The following is an 18,766-nucleotide window of genomic DNA, read 5'->3' as shown; positions in this document are numbered from 1 at the left end:
GTCGTCGACCGTAGGCCGTGGCCGTGACCTTGCTCAAGGCCACGGCCACGGCCGCAACGGGACTGCCATACGGCGTTCATGAACCCCGGGAGGAGCTACGGCGTGGGGCCGAGCCGCTTCCAGGGGCTGCTTCCGTCGGCTTCGGTCCTGCCCGGTTCGGTGGTGGTGTACCACTGGGCGTACCAGTAGAAGCCGTCGTGCTTGACGTAGGCGCCGGTGGCGCGCTCGGGGTCGCCGGTCAGGATGTGGGTGGCGTGGTCGTTGTCGCCGTTGGCGGCCTCGGCCTCCTGTCCGGTGGCGGCGCGGAGCTTGAAGAGCTTGCCGTGGCGGGGTCCGCCGGGCTGCCCCTCGGTGCCGTCGTCGTTGACGGGGACGAACCGCCAGCGCTGCTGCTCGCCGTCACCGCAGTCCCGGGTGGCGAGGTCCTGGCCCGAGTCGGTGGCGGTGAGGCACTTGTCGCCGTTGCCGATGCTGTACCAGCCGTCGCCCACGTCCTTGACCTGCCAGAACTGGTTGGGGTTGGTCGTGGAGGGGGAGACGAGGTGGACCCGTGACTGGTCGGGGTAGTGATCCATGTTCATCTGCTGGTACTCGAACTGCCAGCCCTTGTCCCCCTTGTCGAACGCGCCCCAGAGGCGGCCCGCCGCGGGCGTGTAGGTCTTGCCGGGCTTCCAGTCGACGGCGGGGCAGGTGCCCGAGGACGGGGCTGGGGGCTCCACGGTGTCGGTGCCCCGGCGCTTGTCACCGGTGATGCCGTACTCCTCGTCGCCGATCTTGACCGTGGTGTTCGCGGGGCCGGTGATCGGCAGGTAGTACTTGACGTCGATGTCCATGGACTTGCCCGGCGGTATGTCCTCGCAGTAGCCGAGTTCGATGGTCACGCGGTGGAAGTCGGCCTTCAATCCGCCCTTGTTGGGGCCGCTGCGGCCGGGCTTGACGATCGGCATCTCCTTGTAGGCGCCGTCCTTGATGACCGGTGGGGCGGAGGTGGGGATGTCGAAGGAGATCTCGGTGCCCCGGCCGAGGGTCTCGCCGCTGTTGTTGGTGATGCGCAGCTTGGGCTGGAGGGGGTAGAAGTCCTTCTCGGAGGTGGGGAAGTCGACCAGGTCGACGTCGGCGTCGATGACCTGCCGGGGCAGGGTGCGGCCCTCGCCCGCTTTGGTCGCCCCGTAGGGGCCCGCGGCGCGCAGGGCCTTGTCCAGGCGGGTCGTCAGGTCGTAGCCCATGCCGTACTCGCCGCCGGGGCGCTCGGCGTAGTCACCCGCCAGTTCCCACAGCATGACGCCGCCGATGCCGTTGTCCTTCACGTACTGGGCCTTGGCGTCGATCGACCGCTCGTTCTCGGTGGACAGGAACACCTTCTTGTCCGCGTTCCACAGCCACGGGGCCTCAAGCTCGGAGCTGTACTTCTCCTCGTAGCGCCCGCTCAGCCTGTTCTCCTGCTTCGCCGTGTCGAGCCCGTACGACTTCAAGTAGCCGGGGGTGGTGCCGCGCTGGAGGTTCTTGGCGTGCCACAGCGGGTTGGAGCCCGCGGCGACCTCCTTGCCGTCCTCGACGTCGTGCCAGACGTTGTCGATGCCCACGGCGCCCGCGCCGCAGTCCGAGTCGCCGCCCCGGCCGCCGGTGCCCAGCGGGCAGTCGCCCTGCCGGGGCAGGGACGCGGTGCCCCACAGGCCGTCCTGGCCGCCCTGCACGTCGCGCCAGCCGCGCGTGTAGTACGGCAGGCCGAGGTTGACGCGGCCCGCGGGCAGCGCGCCGCGGTAGTAGTGGTAGGCCCAGTCCGTGTTGAAGTAGCCGTGCTTCTGGAAGTCCTTGGTGTCCGCCTTCTGGTCGTCGTAGATGCCCGCGGCGGCCAGCTCGTTGTCCTTGCCGTCGTCGTACAGCGGCGCCTGCGGGCCGACGTACTTGTTCCAGGAGCCGTGCAGGTCGTACGACATGACGTTGACGAAGTCCTGGTACTGAAGCGCCTGGCCGGAGTCGAGGCCGCGCACCAGGTAGCCGGAGGAGGAGCCCGCGGAGGTCAGCTGGAAGTACCGGCCCCGGTCGGCCCCGGCCCGGTCGAGCTTCTCCCGCAGGGTCTTCATCAGCGCGTTGTAGCCCTTGGTCAGGCCCTTGCGGCGCGGGTCGGCGACGTCCCAGTCCTTGGGGTTGCCGGTCTTGGGCAGCGCGGTGGGGTACTCGTAGTCGATGTCCACCCCGTCGAACCCGTACCGCTGGAGGAAGTCGACCACCGAGTCGGCGAAGGTGTCGATGCCGCCCTGGTTCACGGACCCGTCCGCGTGCGTGGCCATCGAGTAGAACTCGCGGGTCTCGGCCCAGCCGCCGACCGAGATCAGCGTCTTCACCGCCGGGTGCCGCTTCTTGTACTTGGTCAGCAGGTTGAAGTGCCCCTTGTACGGCAGCGAGTCGTCCATCTCGGCACGCGGGTTGCCGGGCCAGGTCATGCCGGTGGCCGGGTTCTTCGGGTCCGAGGTGTCCCCGACCGAGATCTTGTCGTCCTTGACGTGCGCGAACGCGTAGTTGATGTGTGTGACCTTGGTCCACGGGATGTTGCCGACCAGGTACTTCGGGTCGCCCTTCGCGCCGGTCCGCCAGCCCGTGAAGTAGCCGACCACCCGCCGCGAGCGGCCGTTGCCGAGCCATTCGCGGCCCTGCTCGTCGTACACGTCGCAGTACGGCGTGTCCACCCCGGCCGTCTTCGCCATCCCGTCGGGACGGCAGTCGCCGGAGGCGGCGGGCTTGTCGTCGCGCACGGGTTCCCCGTCGTCGTACGGGTCACCGGCGTCGCCGCCCTTGTCGTTGTCGTCCGGCTCCGGAGTGACTCCGAGGGCCTTCCACCGCTGCCCCGCGTCGTCGGACGCGCAGTCCTTGAGGGCCAGCGTCTCGTCCTCGCCGCCCGCTGTCAGACACCGGCCGCCGTTGCGCAGCCGCGTCCACCCGTCACCCGCGTCCTCGGCCTGCCACAGCTGGTCCTTGTCCCCGTCGTCGTCCTTGGCGAGCCGCGCCTCGTGCTTGCCGGTGTCATGGGCCAGTACGGGGGCGCCGTCCAGGGCGCTGATGATCTGCCACCCCTCCGGCGTGGCCCGCCCCCGCCACTTCTGCGCGGGGTGGTCCTTGGACGCGAGCGCCTTCACGCGGGTGCCCGGCTCCGACCACGCGTTGTCGACGTCCGCGACGAGGTCGTCCTTGGCGGACTTGAGGTGGCCGGTGCGGTGGATGGGCTGGGGGCGGGGAGTGATGGTGATGTCCGCGTTCTCGATGTACCACAAGTGGTTCGCCCTGGTGTCGCCCGCGCACGGCTCCAGAAAACCCCAGTCGTCAGAGAAGCTCTCGGCGGCCAAGCACCACTTCTCGTCATCCGTGGTGATGCGATACAGATTGCCCTTGGACGATCCCTTTATCTTCCAGGCACGGGGTGTGTCGGTGACGGACGCCCACTGCGATGACTTTCCGCCGTCTCCCTGGAGGTACCGTCCCGTCTGGTTCCTGATGGTCGTCTCCAGCTCCCCGTCCTGCTTCAGGTCACCGGTGATGTACCACCGTCCTGTGCTGGCGTTGTCCGGGCCTGTGGACACCCACTCGGATCTGGGTCCGTGGCGCTGCAGCACGCTGTCGCGCTTGACCGTCCCAAGGTTGCGAGTCCAGGAGGAGATGCGCACGCTGCGGGGAGACTGCGGGCCCTCGCCGGAGAAGATGGAGCCCTTCAGGGACGGCCACATCTCCGTGACGGGCATCGGCCCCTTCTCGATCTTGCTCTTCGTCAGGTCCTCGTCGAGGAACAGGCGCAGGGCCTGGGCTCCGTTGATCAGGTAGACGTCGGAGCCGTTCGGCTCCGGGTCGTACACGGTCCGCTGCATGGCGGTGCCGATGCCGCTCTCGAAGCCGGTGCCCTTGAGGGCGGGCAGGCCCTCGGAGATGGCCCGGGGCTCCATCACCCACTTGTCACCGGTGCCGTCGATGTCCAGCTTGAAGATGGCCATCCGGCCGCCCCTGAACAGCATGATCCGGTCGTCGCCGATCTCCACGGCGGCGTCCACGCCGTTGGCGAAGGGCGTGCCCTCGAAGATCTTGAAGCCGGTGGTGATGGACATCGGCCCCTTGACGAGGGTGTCGTCGGCGCTGTTCATCGGGATCTCGACGCGGACGTACTGGTCGCCACGGAAGAGGATCAGCTGGCGCTTGCCGTACTTCTCCGCTTCGAGGGCCGCGTCGAAGCCGCTGGCGAACGAGGTGCCGCGCAGGCTGGACCACCCCGCCGCGATGTCCTTCACCTCGCCGAGCGGTTTGTCGGTGCCCTCTTCGAAGCGGGCGTACTGGTGGCCGCGGAAGAGGTACTGGTACGGGGGGCCGCTGTCGGCGGTGCGGACGGCGGCTTCGATCGCCGGGTCGCCGGACACGCCGATGTCACCGGGCTTGCTGCCCTTCTCGCCCCGGCAGGTGTACGTCCACGGGCTTGTGTCGCCGCCCGTCGCCGCCGCGAACTTGGTCAGACAGGCGCTCAGGGCCTTCTGGCCGTAGGCGTTGGGGTGGATCGCCTCCTGCGTTTCGCCCGGCGTGGTGAACCCGGGGACGAAGCGCACCCACTCCGCGTCCTCGGCCGGAAGGGGCTTGGCGAGGGTGTGGTCGGACGACGCCTGCCGCGTCGACTTGGCGCACAGCTCGTGCCCCGCGAGGGCGTCACGCAGATCGAGGAAGGACACCCCCGACTCATCGGCGGCGCCGCGCAGCATGGTGCTGATGGCGGTGATGGCGTAGTCGCGGGTCCAGTCCGCGTCGGCGTCGTAGAAGGGACACCCGCCCTTGTTGTACCGGTCGTTGTTCTCCTCGCCGTACTTCATGTCGGCGGACGCGGGCAGCGGGGCCGGGTAGGACTGGAGCACCAGGCGGTAGCTGCCCGGCGGCTGTCCTGCCTTGGACATGGTGGCGCGGATGGCGTCGACCGACCTGACGACGTTCTTGCGTACGCGCTCCAGGTCACGCCGGATCTGCTCACCCGCCTTCTTGGCGCAGGCGCCCAGGTTCAGCTCGAAGGAGGCCGCGCAGCCTTTGACGATGCCGGAGAACCCGAGGTCGTTGCCGCCGATGGAGAGCGCGACGGTGTCGACGTCATACTGCCCCGCGATGTCGGCGAGCTGCTGGACCTGCGGCTTCTCACCGTTCTGCTCCGTGTCGATGACGTGCTTGGTCTCCGCGCCGGAACAGGCGATGTTGAAGCGTCGCTCCTTGGGGATGCCGGAGATCTCGGCGCCCTTGATCTCGGCGACGTCGGAGCGGTGACAGTCGTCCTTGCCGTCCGTGCCCTTCTCGTAGACCACGGTCCCGTCGTCGGCACGGTCGGTGCCCCAGGAGCCCTTGTCCCGGGTGTTGGCGTTGCCCTGCCAGCGGCCGCCTTCGCCGGAGATGTAGCTGTCGCCCATGGAGACGGTGGCCGTCTGCTTCCTGCAGTCCGTGGCGCGTGCGGTGGAGCGCGGCACGACATTTCCAGCGGGACAGAACGTCTCGAACAACACCGCGTGGTGATCGGAGTAGACGTCGTCCAGGCGCACGCCGCCGTAGTTGGCCGGCGGCTTGGTGCTGCTGATCGCGTAGTCCAGGTTCTTTCCGGTGGCGAGCGTGGGAAGCGGGTCCCCCTGCTTGACCGGGGCCGCGTACGTGGCCGCTTCGGAGTCCACGACGCGCGCCCCGTCGAGTTCGGGATCGGTCCACGCCTCCGCCTTCTTGTTGAAGTCCCCGAGCACCGTCCAGCTGTTGGTGCCCGCGTCCTCCCTGGCGGCGCGGATGCGGTTGACGGTGTCGCCCTGGTCCCTGGGCCTGTTGTGGTCGTTGTTCGCCCCGTGCATGGTGTAGAACCACGTGTTGCCGAGCTTGATGCCGAGCATGGGCTTGGGGCTGTCGTACCGGTTCCCGTCATCGGCACGGCCGATGACGTGGACGTTTTTGTCGTCGAACGGCACGCCCTCGTCCTCCTTGACTAGGAAGCCGAGGTTTCTCGTCAGGTTGCCGTTCCCGATGACGAGGAAGAACAGGTCGTATTTCGCCACGTCGAACGGTGAGTCGCATTTGGTCACCGTCCAGTCCGTCGGCTCCTCGGTGTCGTCAAGCCTTTCGCTCGTTACCTGACGTGTCTCGTGTTCGTTCGGTTTGCACGGTGCGTTGCTCCCCATCTCCTGAAGGGCCACGATGTCCGGTTCCTCGGCGAGCAGGACGTCGGTTTCCAGGTTTCCCTTCCCCTTGTCGAACTTCGAGCCCTCGTCCCAACGGTTTCCGTTCGCCATGTTGAACGTAGCCGCCTTGTAGGTGTGCATGGCGGCGGCGGCAGGCGTCCCTTGGGCGACTGCGAGGACCTGTAGCAGTGTCGTGAGCACGGCCAGTGCCACGGCTCCCGCCAAGCCCTGCCGGGCCGGGGCCCCGCGTGGGCGATATGGATGTCTCATAGTGCCGGAAGGTAATCGGGGCTGATCAACGCCCGATCAACAGCTCGCGGCCCAGGAGAATCCCCCGGCCCTACCGGCCGTGGCCGAGCTCCGCCCACACCGTCTTGCGCGGCTCCGGCCCCACCTCCGTGCCCCACCGGTCCGCGAACGCCGCCACCAGGGCGAGGCCCCGGCCCGACTCGTCGTCCGGCCCCGCCGCCCCCGGGGCGCGGGGCAGCCGCTCGGCGCACGTGTCGCTCACCTCCACCCGCAGCACCCCGCTCGCCGCGAGCCGCAGCGTCAGACGGAAGTTCCGCCCCGGCACGTGCCCGTGCCGCACCGCGTTGCTCGCCAGCTCGGCCACGACATGCTCCGCCCGCTCGAACGGCCGCTCCCACGCGGTGAGTTGGCGTACGACGGCACGCCGGGCCAGGCGCGCCCCTCGCGGGCTCGACGGCATCAGCGCGGTGAACTGCCGTACGGGGGTCAGGGATTGTGGGGTCTGTGTGTTCATGCGCCTCAGCGTGGCGCAGGCCGCCTAGCCTGCACCGTGGTGCGACGCGCACGTACGGTGACTGTCCCGTCGCTGTCCGGTCCTGTCCCGGCTGTCCGGGGTGTCGTACGGGTACGGCTGCGCGTTGGAGCGGGGCGGCACTTCGGAGGTGGGCGTTGATGAGCGCGGACAGCGAGGGTGTGGACGGGGCGGGCTGGGACGTCGAGCCCGAGGACGAGATCGCGTCGGTCGTGGAGGCCCTCGGCCACCAGCAGAAGCGCTGGCGCGAGGCCGCGGGCCTGAGCGCGGCGGAACTGGGCGAGGCGATCGGCTACGGCGAGGACCAGGTGCGCAAGGTGGAACGCGGGGCGAGGATCCCGCGCCCCGAGTACCTGGACGCGGTGGACCGGGTGCTCGGGGCGAACGGCTTCATCTCGGCGATGAAGGAGGAGATGGCGAAGGCGAGGTACCCGAAGAAGGTTCGAGAACTGGCGAAGCTGGAGGAGCGGGCGGTTGAGCTGTGCCTCTACAGCAACCACAACATTCATGGGCTGCTCCAGACGGAGGATCACATGCGGGCGCTGTTCGAAGGTTGGCTCCCCGCCTACACGGAGGAAGAACTGGAACGCGCAGTGGCTGCCCGCTTGGTGCGGCGATCGATCTTTCAGAGGGGGCCCGCACCGGCCCTCAGCTTCGTGCAGGAGGAGGTGACGCTACGCCGCCCAGTCGGAGGCACAATGGTATGGCGCCAGCAACTGGAACGCCTCTTGGAGGTAGGCAAGTTGCGCAACGTCTCGCTCCAAGTTCTGCCAACTGCAAGTGAGGAACACCCCGGAACTGGGGGCATGATTGAAGTGCTGAAGTTCCCTGATGGGACGGCGTTGGGACGCTCTGAAGGGGCGTTCGGCAGCCGACCGGTCTCCGACCCGAAGCAACTCCGCGTCTTGGAGTTGCGCTTCGGCATGATTCGGGCCCAGGCTCTATCGCCACGCAAGTCGCGCGCCTTCATCAAGCACATGCTGGGAGAAACATGATCCACGTGCTCTCCGTCAGGGAAGCTTCCAATCTGGAGTGGTTCAAGAGCAGCTACAGCAGCAGTGGCGATGGCAACGACTGCGTCGAAGTCGCGCTGGAGTGGACCAAGAGCAGCTACAGCAGCGGCAGCGAGGGCGACAGCTGTGTCGAGGTCGCGCTGGAGTGGACCAAGAGCAGCTACAGCGACAGCAGTAACCCCAGCGACTGCGTCGAGGTCGCCGCGACCCCCAGCATCATCCACATACGGGACTCCAAGAACAAGCAAGGCCCCCGCCTTGCGTTCACGGCAGGGGCCTGGCGGGACTTCGTTCAGGCGGCTACGTCGTAGGTGTAGTACCGCGTGTGGTCCAGCATCTCCGCAGGAGTCACGTTGCCCCACGGGCGCATCGTGTCGTGGAGGTCGACGACGTCGCGGGTGCCCGCTGCGGGCAGGTAGGGCGCGTTGGGGTGGCGGGACTGCCACTGGGTCCACAGCTTGTCGACGTAGGCGTGGTGGAGCCAGAAGACGGGGTCGTTGGGTGAGGCCCCGGTGGCCATGTGGCCGCCGACCCAGACGTGGACGCGGTTGTGGAGGTTCACGCCGCGCCAGCCTTCGAGGTGGTTGCGGAAGCCGTCGGAGGCGCTGTTCCACGGCGGGGCGTCGTAGACGGGCATGGCGAGGACGGAGTCGACCTCGGCCTTCGTGGGGAGCTGGAGGCCGCTGGAGCCGAGGCTGCGGCGGAGGAAGTCGCGGCCGTCGACGCGGACGTTGATGCGCCAGCCGTTGCCGGCGGAGGCGAAGGCGCCGTCGGTGACCTGGCCGTCGCGGGGGCGCCCGGTGCCGCCGAGGAAGTCGGGGGCCCAGAGGGAGGCGGCGGGGGTGCGGTCGGTGGTCCAGTCCCAGTAGGGGAGGGCGACGGAGGCGTCGACGGACTGGAGGGCCTGCTCGAACTGTATGAGGAAGCGGCGGTGCCAGGGCAGGAACGACGGGGAGCGGTGGCCGACGCGGTCGCTGTCGTCGCGGTCGCTCATGATGAAGTCGTTGTGGGTGGAGACGAAGGAGTCGTAGCGCCCGTCGCGCTTCAACGCGAGCAGCGCGTTCACGAAGCGGCGCTTCTCGTCGGCGGTGAGCTGGGCCTGGTTCTTGCGTACGGTCATGGCGGCGGGGCTCCGGATCAGCGGGTGGCGGGGGCGAGCGGGACCAGGGCGGCGCCCTGGAGGTCGTCGACGGCGGCGCGGGCGAGGGCGCGGGGCGTGGCCTGCGGGTCGTAGTGGTTGATGACGCTGATCCAGGTGCCGTCGGCGTTGCGCATGATGTGGAGCTCGTCGCCGTCGATGCGGACGGAGTAGCCGCCGCCGTGGTCGGCGTGGTGGCCGCCGTGGCCTGTGGCGGGCCCGCCCTGGATGCGGCGGCCGAGGTAGACCTCGTCGAAGGAGCCGGGCTCGGCGCCGTGGCCGGCGGCGACGGCGGGACCCTGGGCGGCGCCGACACCGACGACGGCGGCCCCGGCGACGGCGCTCGCGGCGCCGATGGCCTGGCGACGGGTGATTCCGGACATGCGTAAAACCCCCAAGTGTGCGTGGTGGAAAGGCGGTTCCGGTGGTCGGGCCGGAACCGCCGTGACCATGCGTACAGGGAGGGAGATCTGCGGCCGTAATCGGCGCGAAGGGTTGCCCGTGCTTACGGACACTTGCGCACAAATAGTGCATTCTTGAACGACGCCGATCCTGCGGCGCGTTCACCCGCGCGGGGTGCGGACCGCAGATCCTGCGGTGAAAGTGACGATACCGTGAAAGATCTTCACAGTCGCACCACGGCCCGTGCGCGGCGTCACAAGGAAAACGTGTCCGAAAAGCCGTGCCGCGTGAGTAGCCCCTGAGTACCCGTACTCAAGGCCGTTTCCGGGCTGTTGGTGACACTGGTGCGCATGACGACACCGCCCTCGCAGGCCCCGGTTCCCCCTCCGCCTCCCTATGCGCCGCGGTCGCCGCAGGCGTCGCAGCCGGGGCGGTCGCGGCGGCGGGGGACCGTCGCGGTGGTCGTCGTGGCGCTGGTGGGCGCCGGGCTCGGGGCCTGGTGGTGGAGCAGGGGCGGGGACGAAGAGCCGCTGGCGGGGCGGCCCTGGGAGACGGACCTGAAGGCCGGGGTCTCGTACCGGCTGCCCGAGGGCTGGAAGCGGGACAAGGGGGACCTCGTCGACGCCTTCACCAGCTCGATCCGGACGGAGAGCGAGGCGGAGGGCCAGCGGGAGGGCGGCGACGGCGAGCGGTTCGGCATGGTGGTCACCGGGCGCGGGGGCGCCGTCGCGGAGCCGGACCTGAAGGCGCAGACGGAGCGCGCCGCCCGGTCCAACGCGGAGTTCTTCAACCCGGACGGGTCGGCGGAGCAGACCGAGTCCGAGGCGACCACGGTCGGCGGGCACCCCGCCCACACCGTCGTCCTCGTGATGAAGGGCGGCGAGGGCGGCGAGACCCGGCTGCGCCTGACGGTGATCAGCGCGGACGCCGCGCGGTCGGTGTTCCTGATGGGCATGGCGAAGCCGGGCACGGGCGCCGAGCAGGAGGCGGCGGACGCGGTCCTGAAGAGCGCGAAGGTGCTGTGAGCCGGGTTCGCTGACCCGCCGGGCCTCGTTCCGGGGGCCGAGAGAGCAGCCCCGCGACCTCCGTGGAAGAGGCCGGGGGCGTAAGACCAAGGGACCAGGCGGGGCCCGTCTCAAGGCAGGCGTCACGTGTCAGTGGTCGCTTCTACGCTGGCGGGCATGACCACCCACGACTCCCGCGAGACCTCCCGCGACCCCGGTGTCGCCGCCGCGCCGGCCGCCCCGCAGGCGGCGCCCCACGAGGTGCCCGAGGGCGGTGTGCTCGCGAAACCGCATCGGGCGCTGAGCATCGGGATGGTCTCCGTCGTGCTGCTCATCGCCTTCGAGGCGACCGCCGTCGGCACGGCGATGCCGGTGGCGGCCCGCGAGCTCGACGGGGTGTCGCTGTACGCGTTCGGGTTCTCGGCGTACTTCACGACCAGCCTGTTCGGGATGGTCCTCGCCGGGCAGTGGGGAGACCGGCGCGGGCCGCTCGGCCCGCTGACCGCGGGCATGTCCGCGTTCGCGGCGGGCCTGCTCCTGTCCGGCACGGCGGGCGCGATGTGGCAGTTCATCCTGGGCCGCGCCGTGCAGGGCCTCGGCGGCGGCCTCGTCATCGTGTCCCTGTACGTGGTGGTGAGCAGGGCCTACCCGGAGCGGCTGCGCCCGGCGATCCTGGCGTCGTTCGCGGCGGCCTGGGTGGTGCCGTCCGTGGTCGGCCCGCTGGTGTCGGGCACGGTCACGGAGCACCTGGGCTGGCGGTGGGTGTTCATCGGCGTCCCGGTCCTGGTCGCCGCGCCCCTCGCGCTCGCGCTGCCCGCGATACGCCGCGACGCCTCGGGCCCGCTCGACCCGGACGCCCCAGCCGAGCCCCTGGACCGCCGCCGCGTCCGCCTCGCCCTCGGCATCTCGCTCGGCGCGGGCCTGCTCCAGTACGCGGGACAGGACCTGCGCTGGCTGTCCCTGCTCCCGGCGGTGCTCGGCGCGGCCGTCCTGGTCCCGTCCGTGCTCGGCCTGCTACCGCGCGGCACTTACCGGGCCGCGCGCGGGCTTCCCTCCGTGGTGCTGCTGCGGGGCGTGGCCGCCGGGTCCTTCGTCGCCGCCGAGTCGTTCGTGCCGCTGATGCTGGTCAGCGAGCGCGGCCTGTCGCCCACGCTCGCGGGCCTCTCGCTCGCGGCGGGCGGCGCGACCTGGGCCCTCGGCTCGTACGCGCAGTCGCGGCCGCGCATGGAGGCCCACCGGGAGAAGCTGGTGGTCGTCGGCATGGTGCTCGTCGCCGCGGCCATCGCCACCGCGCCCAGCGTGCTGATCGACGCCGTCCCGGTGTGGACCGTCGCGATCGCCTGGGGCGTCGGCTGCCTCGGCATGGGCATGGTCATCGCCTCGACCAGCGTGCTGCTGCTCCGCCTGTCGCCCCCGGAGGACGCGGGGACGAACTCCGCCTCGCTCCAGATATCCGACGGCCTCTCCAACGCCCTCCTCCTCGCCGCGGGCGGCGCCGCCTTCGCCGCGCTCGGCGGCGGCATGATCGGCGCCCACGGCTCGGGCACCGGGGCCGCGGGCTCGCACCCGGGCGCCTTCACCGCGGTGTTCCTGCCGATGGCGGCCGTGGCCCTCGCCGGAGCGTGGCTCGGCACCCGGCTGCGGGCGCCCGCAGCGAAGGCCTGACGCGCCCGGCGGGCCGGTGTGAACCGCGTCGCACCCCGGGGCTGACCCGAGCGTCAGCCCCGGAGTGCGGTCATCCCACCGGTAGGGTGGCCCGGTTGTCGTACGTACCCCCAGCGTCAAAAACGGAGACCGTGACTACCACCGCCGCCTCCAACCACCACCTCTCGCCCGCCTTCCCGGGGCGCGCTCCCTGGGGCACTGCCAGCAAGCTGCGCGCCTGGCAGCAGGGGGCGATGGAGAAGTACATCCAGGAGCAGCCGCGCGACTTCCTCGCGGTGGCGACGCCCGGCGCCGGCAAGACCACGTTCGCGCTGACGCTCGCGTCCTGGCTGCTGCACCACCACGTGGTGCAGCAGGTCACCGTGGTCGCCCCCACCGAGCACCTGAAGAAGCAGTGGGCCGAGGCCGCGGCCCGCATAGGCATCAAGCTGGACCCGGAGTACAGCGCGGGCCCGCTCAGCAGGGAGTACCACGGCGTCGCCGTGACGTACGCGGGCGTCGGCGTCCGGCCCATGCTGCACCGCAACCGCTCGGAGCAGCGCAAGACCCTCGTCATCCTCGACGAGATCCACCACGCGGGTGACTCCAAGTCCTGGGGCGAGGCCTGCCTGGAGGCCTTCGAGCCCGCGACCCGGCGCCTGGCGCTCACCGGCACGCCCTTCCGCTCCGACACCAACCCCATCCCCTTCGTCACGTACGAGGAGGGGAACGACGGCATCCGCCGGTCCTCCGCCGACTACACGTACGGATACGGCAGCGCGCTCGGCGACGGCGTCGTGCGGCCCGTCATCTTCCTCTCCTACAGCGGCAACATGCGCTGGCGCACCAAGGCCGGTGACGAGATCGCCGCCCGGCTCGGCGAGCCGATGACCAAGGACGCGGTCTCGCAGGCCTGGCGCACCGCCCTCGACCCGCGCGGCGACTGGATGCCGAACGTGCTCCGGGCCGCCGACCGCCGCCTCACCGAGGTCCGCAAGGCCATCCCCGACGCGGGCGCCCTGGTGATCGCCTCCGACCAGGAGTCGGCGCGCGCGTACGCCAAGCTCATCCGGGAGATCACCGGGACGAAGGCCACCCTCGTGCTCTCCGACGACACCGGGGCCTCGCAGCGCATCGACGACTTCAGCGGCAGCGACGACCGCTGGATGGTCGCCGTCCGCATGGTGTCCGAGGGCGTCGACGTGCCCCGGCTCGCCGTCGGCGTGTACGCGACGACGATCTCGACCCCGCTGTTCTTCGCCCAGGCCGTGGGCCGCTTCGTGCGCTCCCGGCGGCGCGGCGAGACCGCGTCCGTCTTCCTGCCCACCGTTCCCGACCTGCTCGGCTTCGCCAACGAGATGGAGGTCGAGCGCGACCACGCCCTCGACAAGCCGAAGAAACAGGGCGAGGACGAGGACCCGTACGCCGAGTCCGAGAAGGAGATGGACGAGGCGAACAAGCAGCAGGACGAGGACACCGGCGAACAGGAGCAGTTCTCCTTCGAGGCCCTGGAGTCCGAGGCCGTCTTCGACCGGGTGCTCTACGACGGCGCCGAGTTCGGCATGCAGGCCCACCCCGGCAGCGAGGAGGAGCAGGACTACCTCGGCATCCCGGGCCTCCTGGAGCCCGACCAGGTGCAGCTCCTGCTCCAGAAGCGGCAGGCCCGCCAGATCGCCCACAGCAAGAAGAAGCCCGCCGAGGAGGCCGACCTCCTGGAGCTGCCCGCGGAGCGGCGGCCCGTGGTCTCCCACAAGGAGCTCCTCGAACTCCGCAAGCAGCTGAACACGATGGTCGGCGCGTACGTCCACCAGAGCGGGAAGCCGCACGGTGTGGTCCACACGGAGCTGCGGCGCGTGTGCGGGGGGCCGCCGTCCGCGGAGGCCACCGCCGGGCAGCTGCGGCAGCGCATCGCCAAGGTCCAGGAGTGGGCCACGCGCATGCGCTAGTTCTCCGGTGTGCCTTCGACTGCGGGCTGTCGGGGGTTGCTCGCGCCCACGCGGCGGAGCCGCACATCGATACGGCCCCGCGCCCCTTCGGGGCGCTACTGCGGAGCCCCGCCGTCACCGGAAGGTCGGGAAACGTGCGCAGTGCGTGCAGGCATTGTGCGTTCCGCATACACATGCGGGGGTGCGTATCGGGATGATCCGGACCGTCTTTCCGTCGCCTTGACCGGATTCTGGACGGAGTCTTCCGCTGAGCGGGACGCCCTCGCTACTGTCCCCGCTACACAACGCCCCGTGGCAGCGCCGCCCCGGAGCGCAGCCGGTGCCCGCCGCAGAGGGGGCCGTCGACCCTCACGACTAAGGAGTGGGCGTCGTGACCGCGGAGACATCTCAGACGCTCGACCGAGGACTGCGCGTCCTCAAGCTGCTCGCCGACACCGACCACGGCCTGACCGTCACCGAGCTGTCCAACAAGCTCGGCGTCAACCGGACCGTCGTGTACCGGCTCCTCGCCACCCTTGAGCAACACGCCCTCGTGCGCCGCGACTTGGGTGGCCGGGCCCGGGTGGGCCTCGGCGTCCTGCGGCTCGGCCGCCAGGTGCACCCACTGGTGCGCGAGGCCGCGCTGCCCGCCCTGCGCTCCCTCGCCGAGGACATAGGGGCCACGGCCCACCTGACCCTGGTCGACGGCACGGAGGCGCTCGCCGTCGCCGTGGTCGAGCCGACGTGGACCGACTACCACGTGGCGTACCGGACCGGGTTCCGCCACCCCCTGGACCGGGGCGCCGCGGGCAAGGCCATCCTCGCCGCCCGGCAGGGGCACATCACCGACCCCGGGTACGCGCTCACCCACGGCGAACTGGAGGCCGGGGCCAGCGGCGCCGCCGCCCCCCTGGTCGGCGTGACCGGCCTGGAGGGCAGCGTGGGCGTGGTCATGCTCGCGGACTCGGTGCCGGAGCGGGTGGGCCCGCGGGTGGTGGACGCGGCCCGCGAGGTGGCCGAGGCGCTGCGCTGAGGCCGCGGCGGCGCGCCGTTGATCGCGGCCTCCGGCCTGGCTCGTCCTCAAGCGCCGGACGGGCTTGATTGTCATCTCACGTAGATTGGGACACGTGCTGTCTCGTCTCGCTCAGCTGAGCCGCCCCAAGGTCCTCGCCGTCGCCGCGACGCCCGTCGTCGCTCTGCTCGCGGTTGCCGCCTTCGCCCCGCTCCCCTTTGCCGTCGCGCAGCCCGGCGGCACCGCCGACGTGCTGGGGGAGTACGAGGGCAAGCCGGTGCTCACGGTCTCCGGGGCGGCCACCCGGAAGACCGAGGGGCAGCTGCGGATGACGACGATCGTGGCGACGGGGCCGCGGATGACCGTGCGCCTCGGCGACGTGATCGACGGCTGGTTCCGCACGGACCGGGCCGTGATGCCCAAGGACTCGGTCTATCCGGACGGCGACGACGAGAAGAAGGTCGAGGAGCGCAACCTCGGCGACATGCGCGAGTCGCAGGACGACGCCACGAAGGCGGCGCTGCGCTATCTGCGGGCGGACGGCGTGGACGGCACCGACAAGGTCAAGGTCAACGCCGACCTGGGCAAGATCGGCGGGCCGAGCGCCGGGCTCTTCCTCGCGCTCGGCATCATCGACAAGCTGGACGGCAACGGCAGCGGCGGCGATCTGACGGGCGGCCGCACGATCGCCGGAACCGGCACGATCAAGGCGAACGGCAAGGTGGGCGCCGTCGGCGGCGTCTCCCTGAAGACGCAGGCCGCGGCCCGTGACGGCGCCACCGTCTTCCTCGTACCGAAGGCCGAGTGCTCGGACGCCGAGGCGGAGAAGCCGAAGGGGCTTCAGCTGGTCCCGGTCACCACGCTGTCCGGTACGGTCGACGCGCTGCGGGCCCTGCAGAAGGGCGAGAAGGTTCCGAGCTGCTGACCAGGCGCAGGCCCAACTCGACCAGGGTCCAGCCCAGTTGGCTGCGGATCGGGGGCCTGGCCGGTCTGCGGGCGGGGGCCTCGCGGCGCAGCTCGACGGCACGGATGTCGTGCAGGAGCAGATGGATCTCGGGGTGCACGGCGGGGTGCTCCTCTCAGGTGTCGGCCCCGGACTTCGTCGGGAACGCGTGCAGGTGGATGCGGACGCGGGCCGTGTCCGGAGCGTCCTCGTCGGCGGACGGCTTCCGGTAGCTCTCGATGAGGTCGTGGAGCTTGCGGCCGAGCTCCGCGTTCTCCGCCGGGGTGAGTCGCAGCGTGAAGTCGCTCATGTCCGACGACTCGACCCACTCCTTGGACCAGTCGCCCTCGGTGCCGAGCCAGGTGGCCAGCTCCTGGGCGTGGTGCGTCGCGGCCTCGTGCAGATAGGCGTTGAGCGCGCCGCGCACCTCCGGGGTCGGGTCGGTGCGCAGCTGGTCGTCGAGGTACGTGCCCTGGTGGACGGACCGCCACCAGCGCTCCCTGCCCTTGCCGCGCTCCGGGTCGTCCTCCGCGAAGCCGTACTCCGCGAGCTGGCGCAGGTGGTAGCTCGTCGCGCCGCTCGACTCGCCCAGGCGGGCGGCGAGTTGGGACGCCGTGGCCGGGCCGTCGAACCTCAGTGAGGTGAGCAGCCGCATCCGCAGCGGATGTGCGAGGCCGCGCAGCGAGCGCGCGTCGAGGTGATGGATCTTCCGAGGCTTCGGGTCCTGCGTCATGTCCCTCAGCGTACGCATGCAAAGACTCCGTTGCAACGCTTTCTTTGCAAGGGGGTCTTTGCATGGCCGGAACCCGCCGGGAGGCGCCCGGAAGCCCCCGGGCCCCCGCCCCGGGCCACTCCGCCCCCCCCGGGCCGCTCCGCCCCCGGGTTACTCCTTCACGAAGCCCTGCTCCACCATCCAGTCCTTCGCCACCTCGTGCGGATCCTCGCCGTCCACGTCGACCTTGGAGTTCAGCTCCTGCGCCACCTTGTTGTCGAGCTTCTTCGTGATGGGCGCGAGGACCTCCGCGATCTCCGGGTACTTCTTCAGGGTCTTGCTGTTGATCTCGGGGGCCGCGTTGTAGTTGGGGAAGAAGTGGCGGTCGTCCGCCATCGGCGTCAGGTTCATCGCCTTGATGCGGCCGTCCGTCGTGAAGACCTCGCCGTACGTGCAGGTGCCCTTCCGGGCCTGGGTGTAGATGATCCCGGTGTCCATCTGTGTGATGTTCCCGGCCGGGAGCTTCATGCCGTACGCCTTCTGCATGCCGGGCAGGCCGTCCGCGCGGTTGGCGAACTCGCCCTCCACGCACACCGTGACGGCCTTGGGGTCCTTCTTCGCCAGGGCGGCGACGTCGGAGAGCGTCTTCGTGCCGTACTTCTTGACGTTGGACTCGTTCATGGCGAGGGCGTAGGTGTTGTTGAGCGCGGCGGGCGGCAGCCAGGTCAGGCCGTTCTTCGCGTCGGCCTCGCGGACCACCTCCCACTGCTGGTGCGGGTCGGTGACGGGCTTGGCGTTGCCGAGGTAGGTGATCCACGCGGTGCCCGTGTACTCGTACATGGCGTCCGCGTCCCCGCCCTTGACCGCCTCCCGCGCGCCGATCGAGCCCTGGATCCCGGTGCGGTCCAGGACGTCCGCGCCCGCCGCCTGGAAGGCGATGCCCATGATCGCGCCGAGGACCAGCTGCTCGGTGAACTCCTTCGAGGTGACCGTGAGGTCGGCGCCCTTCAGCGGCTGCCCCTTGCCGACGATGCCGGGCTTCACGTCGTCCACCATCGGCGAGCCGCTGGTCAGACCGCAGCCGCCCGCGGCCAGGAGGACCCCGGCCACCGCGCCCCACGCCTTCGTACGCGCCGCGCACCTCATGAGCGCACCTCCAGACCGCGCGGGCTGAGGACCACTTCGGCCAGCGAGGCCAGCCAGTCCACGAGCAGGGCGAGCACCACCGTGAGGATCGAGCCGAGCATCAGGACCGGCATGCGCTGGTTGGTGATGCCCGTGGTGATCAGGACGCCCAGGCCCCCGCCGCCGCCGAAGGTCGCGAGCGTCGCCGTGCCCACGTTCAGGACGAGCGCGGTGCGCACCCCCGCGAGGATCAGCGGGACGGCCAGCGGGAGTTCGACCCGGGCGAGCACGCCGAGCGGGGACATGCCGATGCCCCGCGCGGCTTCGAGGAGGGTGGGGTCGTTCGCCTTGAGGCCCGCGATCGTGTTGGAGAGCACCGGCAGGACGGCGTAGATGACGATGCCGGTCAGGGCCGCCTTCTCGCCGATGCCCATCCAGATCACCAGCAGGGCGAGCAGGCCGATCGCGGGCGTCGCCTGGCCCGTGTTCGCCAGGGCCATGGCCACCGGCGCACCCTTGCGGAAGCGGCGCCGCGTCAGCAGGATCCCCAGCGGGATCGCGATGATCAGCACGAAGAAGGTGGAGATCGCGGTCAGCTCGACGTGCTGCCGCAGGGCCTTGCCCACCTGGCCGTTGGACAGCGCGTTCTTGGAGATCTCGTCCAGGTCGGCCTGCTCGAACCAGATCCAGGTGGCGATCAGGACCGCCGCCAGGAGCGCGGGCAGGAACGTCAGCTTCTGCCAGGTCACCCGGCGCGGCTCGCGCGCCACCGGGGTCGCGGGCGCCTCCTGCCCGGCCTCGCCGTCGTCGCGGAAGGCCAGGCCCTTGACCTCGTGCTCGCCGCGCGGGCGCGACGCCTCCTGGGCGGCGTGCTTGCGCTCGGGGACGCGCGGCTCGTCGCCG

The 18,766-nt window shown here is 70.5% G+C and carries 14 protein-coding genes; 7 read left to right on the top strand and 7 right to left on the bottom strand.

The window, feature by feature from the left end; all coding sequences use genetic code 11:
- Positions 1-95: 95 nt before the first annotated feature.
- Positions 96-6,377 (bottom strand): glycosyl hydrolase family 18 protein, encoded by a 6,282-nt coding sequence (locus tag C9F11_RS16305; RefSeq protein ID WP_171075748.1) that lies wholly within the window; start codon positions 6,375-6,377, stop codon positions 96-98.
- A gap of 127 nt (positions 6,378-6,504) precedes the next feature.
- Positions 6,505-6,927, bottom strand: coding sequence for an ATP-binding protein (locus C9F11_RS16300; protein WP_138959981.1), 423 nt, complete (start codon positions 6,925-6,927; stop codon positions 6,505-6,507).
- A 158-nt stretch (positions 6,928-7,085) separates the two neighbouring features.
- Between C9F11_RS16300 and C9F11_RS16295 the strand changes: the two genes are divergently transcribed.
- Together C9F11_RS16295 and C9F11_RS16290 are read left to right on the top strand one after the other, a co-directional pair.
- Complete coding sequence (locus tag C9F11_RS16295) at positions 7,086-7,940, top strand: helix-turn-helix transcriptional regulator (RefSeq protein ID WP_138959980.1); 855 nt, start codon at positions 7,086-7,088, stop codon at positions 7,938-7,940.
- Entirely contained in the window at positions 7,937-8,269 is a 333-nt protein-coding gene (locus C9F11_RS16290) for a DUF397 domain-containing protein (protein ID WP_138959979.1), read from the top strand. Before C9F11_RS16295 ends, C9F11_RS16290 begins: the two co-directional genes overlap by 4 nt.
- On the opposite strand, the gene C9F11_RS16285 is transcribed toward C9F11_RS16290, so the two are convergent.
- Together C9F11_RS16285 and C9F11_RS16280 are read right to left on the bottom strand one after the other, a co-directional pair.
- Positions 8,251-9,078: a tyrosinase family protein gene (locus tag C9F11_RS16285; RefSeq protein WP_138959978.1), complete on the bottom strand. Its 828-nt coding sequence runs from the start codon at positions 9,076-9,078 to the stop codon at positions 8,251-8,253. The genes C9F11_RS16290 and C9F11_RS16285 overlap by 19 nt on opposite strands.
- Positions 9,079-9,095: 17 nt before the next feature.
- Positions 9,096-9,479, bottom strand: coding sequence for a tyrosinase cofactor (locus C9F11_RS16280; protein WP_138959977.1), 384 nt, complete (start codon positions 9,477-9,479; stop codon positions 9,096-9,098).
- Between the two features lie 369 nt (positions 9,480-9,848).
- On the opposite strand from C9F11_RS16280, the gene C9F11_RS16275 reads away from it, so the two are divergent.
- The 5 genes from C9F11_RS16275 to C9F11_RS16255 all read left to right on the top strand — a co-directional run bounded on the left by C9F11_RS16275 (position 9,849) and on the right by C9F11_RS16255 (position 16,008).
- Positions 9,849-10,523 carry a hypothetical protein gene (locus tag C9F11_RS16275; RefSeq protein WP_138959976.1) on the top strand — a complete coding sequence of 225 codons (675 nt, stop codon included), beginning with the start codon at positions 9,849-9,851 and terminating at the stop codon, positions 10,521-10,523.
- Between the two features lie 156 nt (positions 10,524-10,679).
- Positions 10,680-12,167 (top strand): MFS transporter, encoded by a 1,488-nt coding sequence (locus C9F11_RS16270; protein ID WP_138959975.1) that lies wholly within the window; start codon positions 10,680-10,682, stop codon positions 12,165-12,167.
- Between the two features lie 131 nt (positions 12,168-12,298).
- Positions 12,299-14,092, top strand: a complete 1,794-nt coding sequence (locus C9F11_RS16265; RefSeq protein WP_138959974.1) for a DEAD/DEAH box helicase — start codon at positions 12,299-12,301, stop codon at positions 14,090-14,092.
- A gap of 370 nt (positions 14,093-14,462) precedes the next feature.
- The gene (locus tag C9F11_RS16260; protein ID WP_030680755.1) at positions 14,463-15,104 is read left to right on the top strand and encodes a helix-turn-helix domain-containing protein; all 642 of its coding nucleotides are present in this window, start codon (positions 14,463-14,465) and stop codon (positions 15,102-15,104) included.
- 94 nt (positions 15,105-15,198) lie between these two features.
- Positions 15,199-16,008 (top strand): S16 family serine protease, encoded by an 810-nt coding sequence (locus C9F11_RS16255; RefSeq protein ID WP_138959973.1) that lies wholly within the window; start codon positions 15,199-15,201, stop codon positions 16,006-16,008.
- Between the two features lie 154 nt (positions 16,009-16,162).
- On the opposite strand, the gene C9F11_RS16245 is transcribed toward C9F11_RS16255, so the two are convergent.
- The 3 genes from C9F11_RS16245 to C9F11_RS16235 form a co-directional block, all read right to left on the bottom strand.
- A complete protein-coding gene (locus C9F11_RS16245; RefSeq protein ID WP_138959971.1) occupies positions 16,163-16,759 on the bottom strand; it encodes a helix-turn-helix domain-containing protein in 597 nt (198 codons plus the stop codon).
- Between the two features lie 150 nt (positions 16,760-16,909).
- Positions 16,910-17,884 (bottom strand): glycine betaine ABC transporter substrate-binding protein, encoded by a 975-nt coding sequence (locus C9F11_RS16240; protein ID WP_138959970.1) that lies wholly within the window; start codon positions 17,882-17,884, stop codon positions 16,910-16,912.
- A complete protein-coding gene (locus tag C9F11_RS16235; protein WP_249402185.1) occupies positions 17,881-18,684 on the bottom strand; it encodes an ABC transporter permease in 804 nt (267 codons plus the stop codon). Before C9F11_RS16235 ends, C9F11_RS16240 begins: the two co-directional genes overlap by 4 nt.
- Positions 18,685-18,766 lie beyond the last annotated feature (82 nt).

It is taken from the genome of Streptomyces sp. YIM 121038 (assembly GCF_006088715.1).
Taxonomy (GTDB): domain Bacteria; phylum Actinomycetota; class Actinomycetes; order Streptomycetales; family Streptomycetaceae; genus Streptomyces.
Note: the sequence above shows the minus strand (reverse complement) of the source record. Positions and strands in the feature narration are given on the sequence as shown.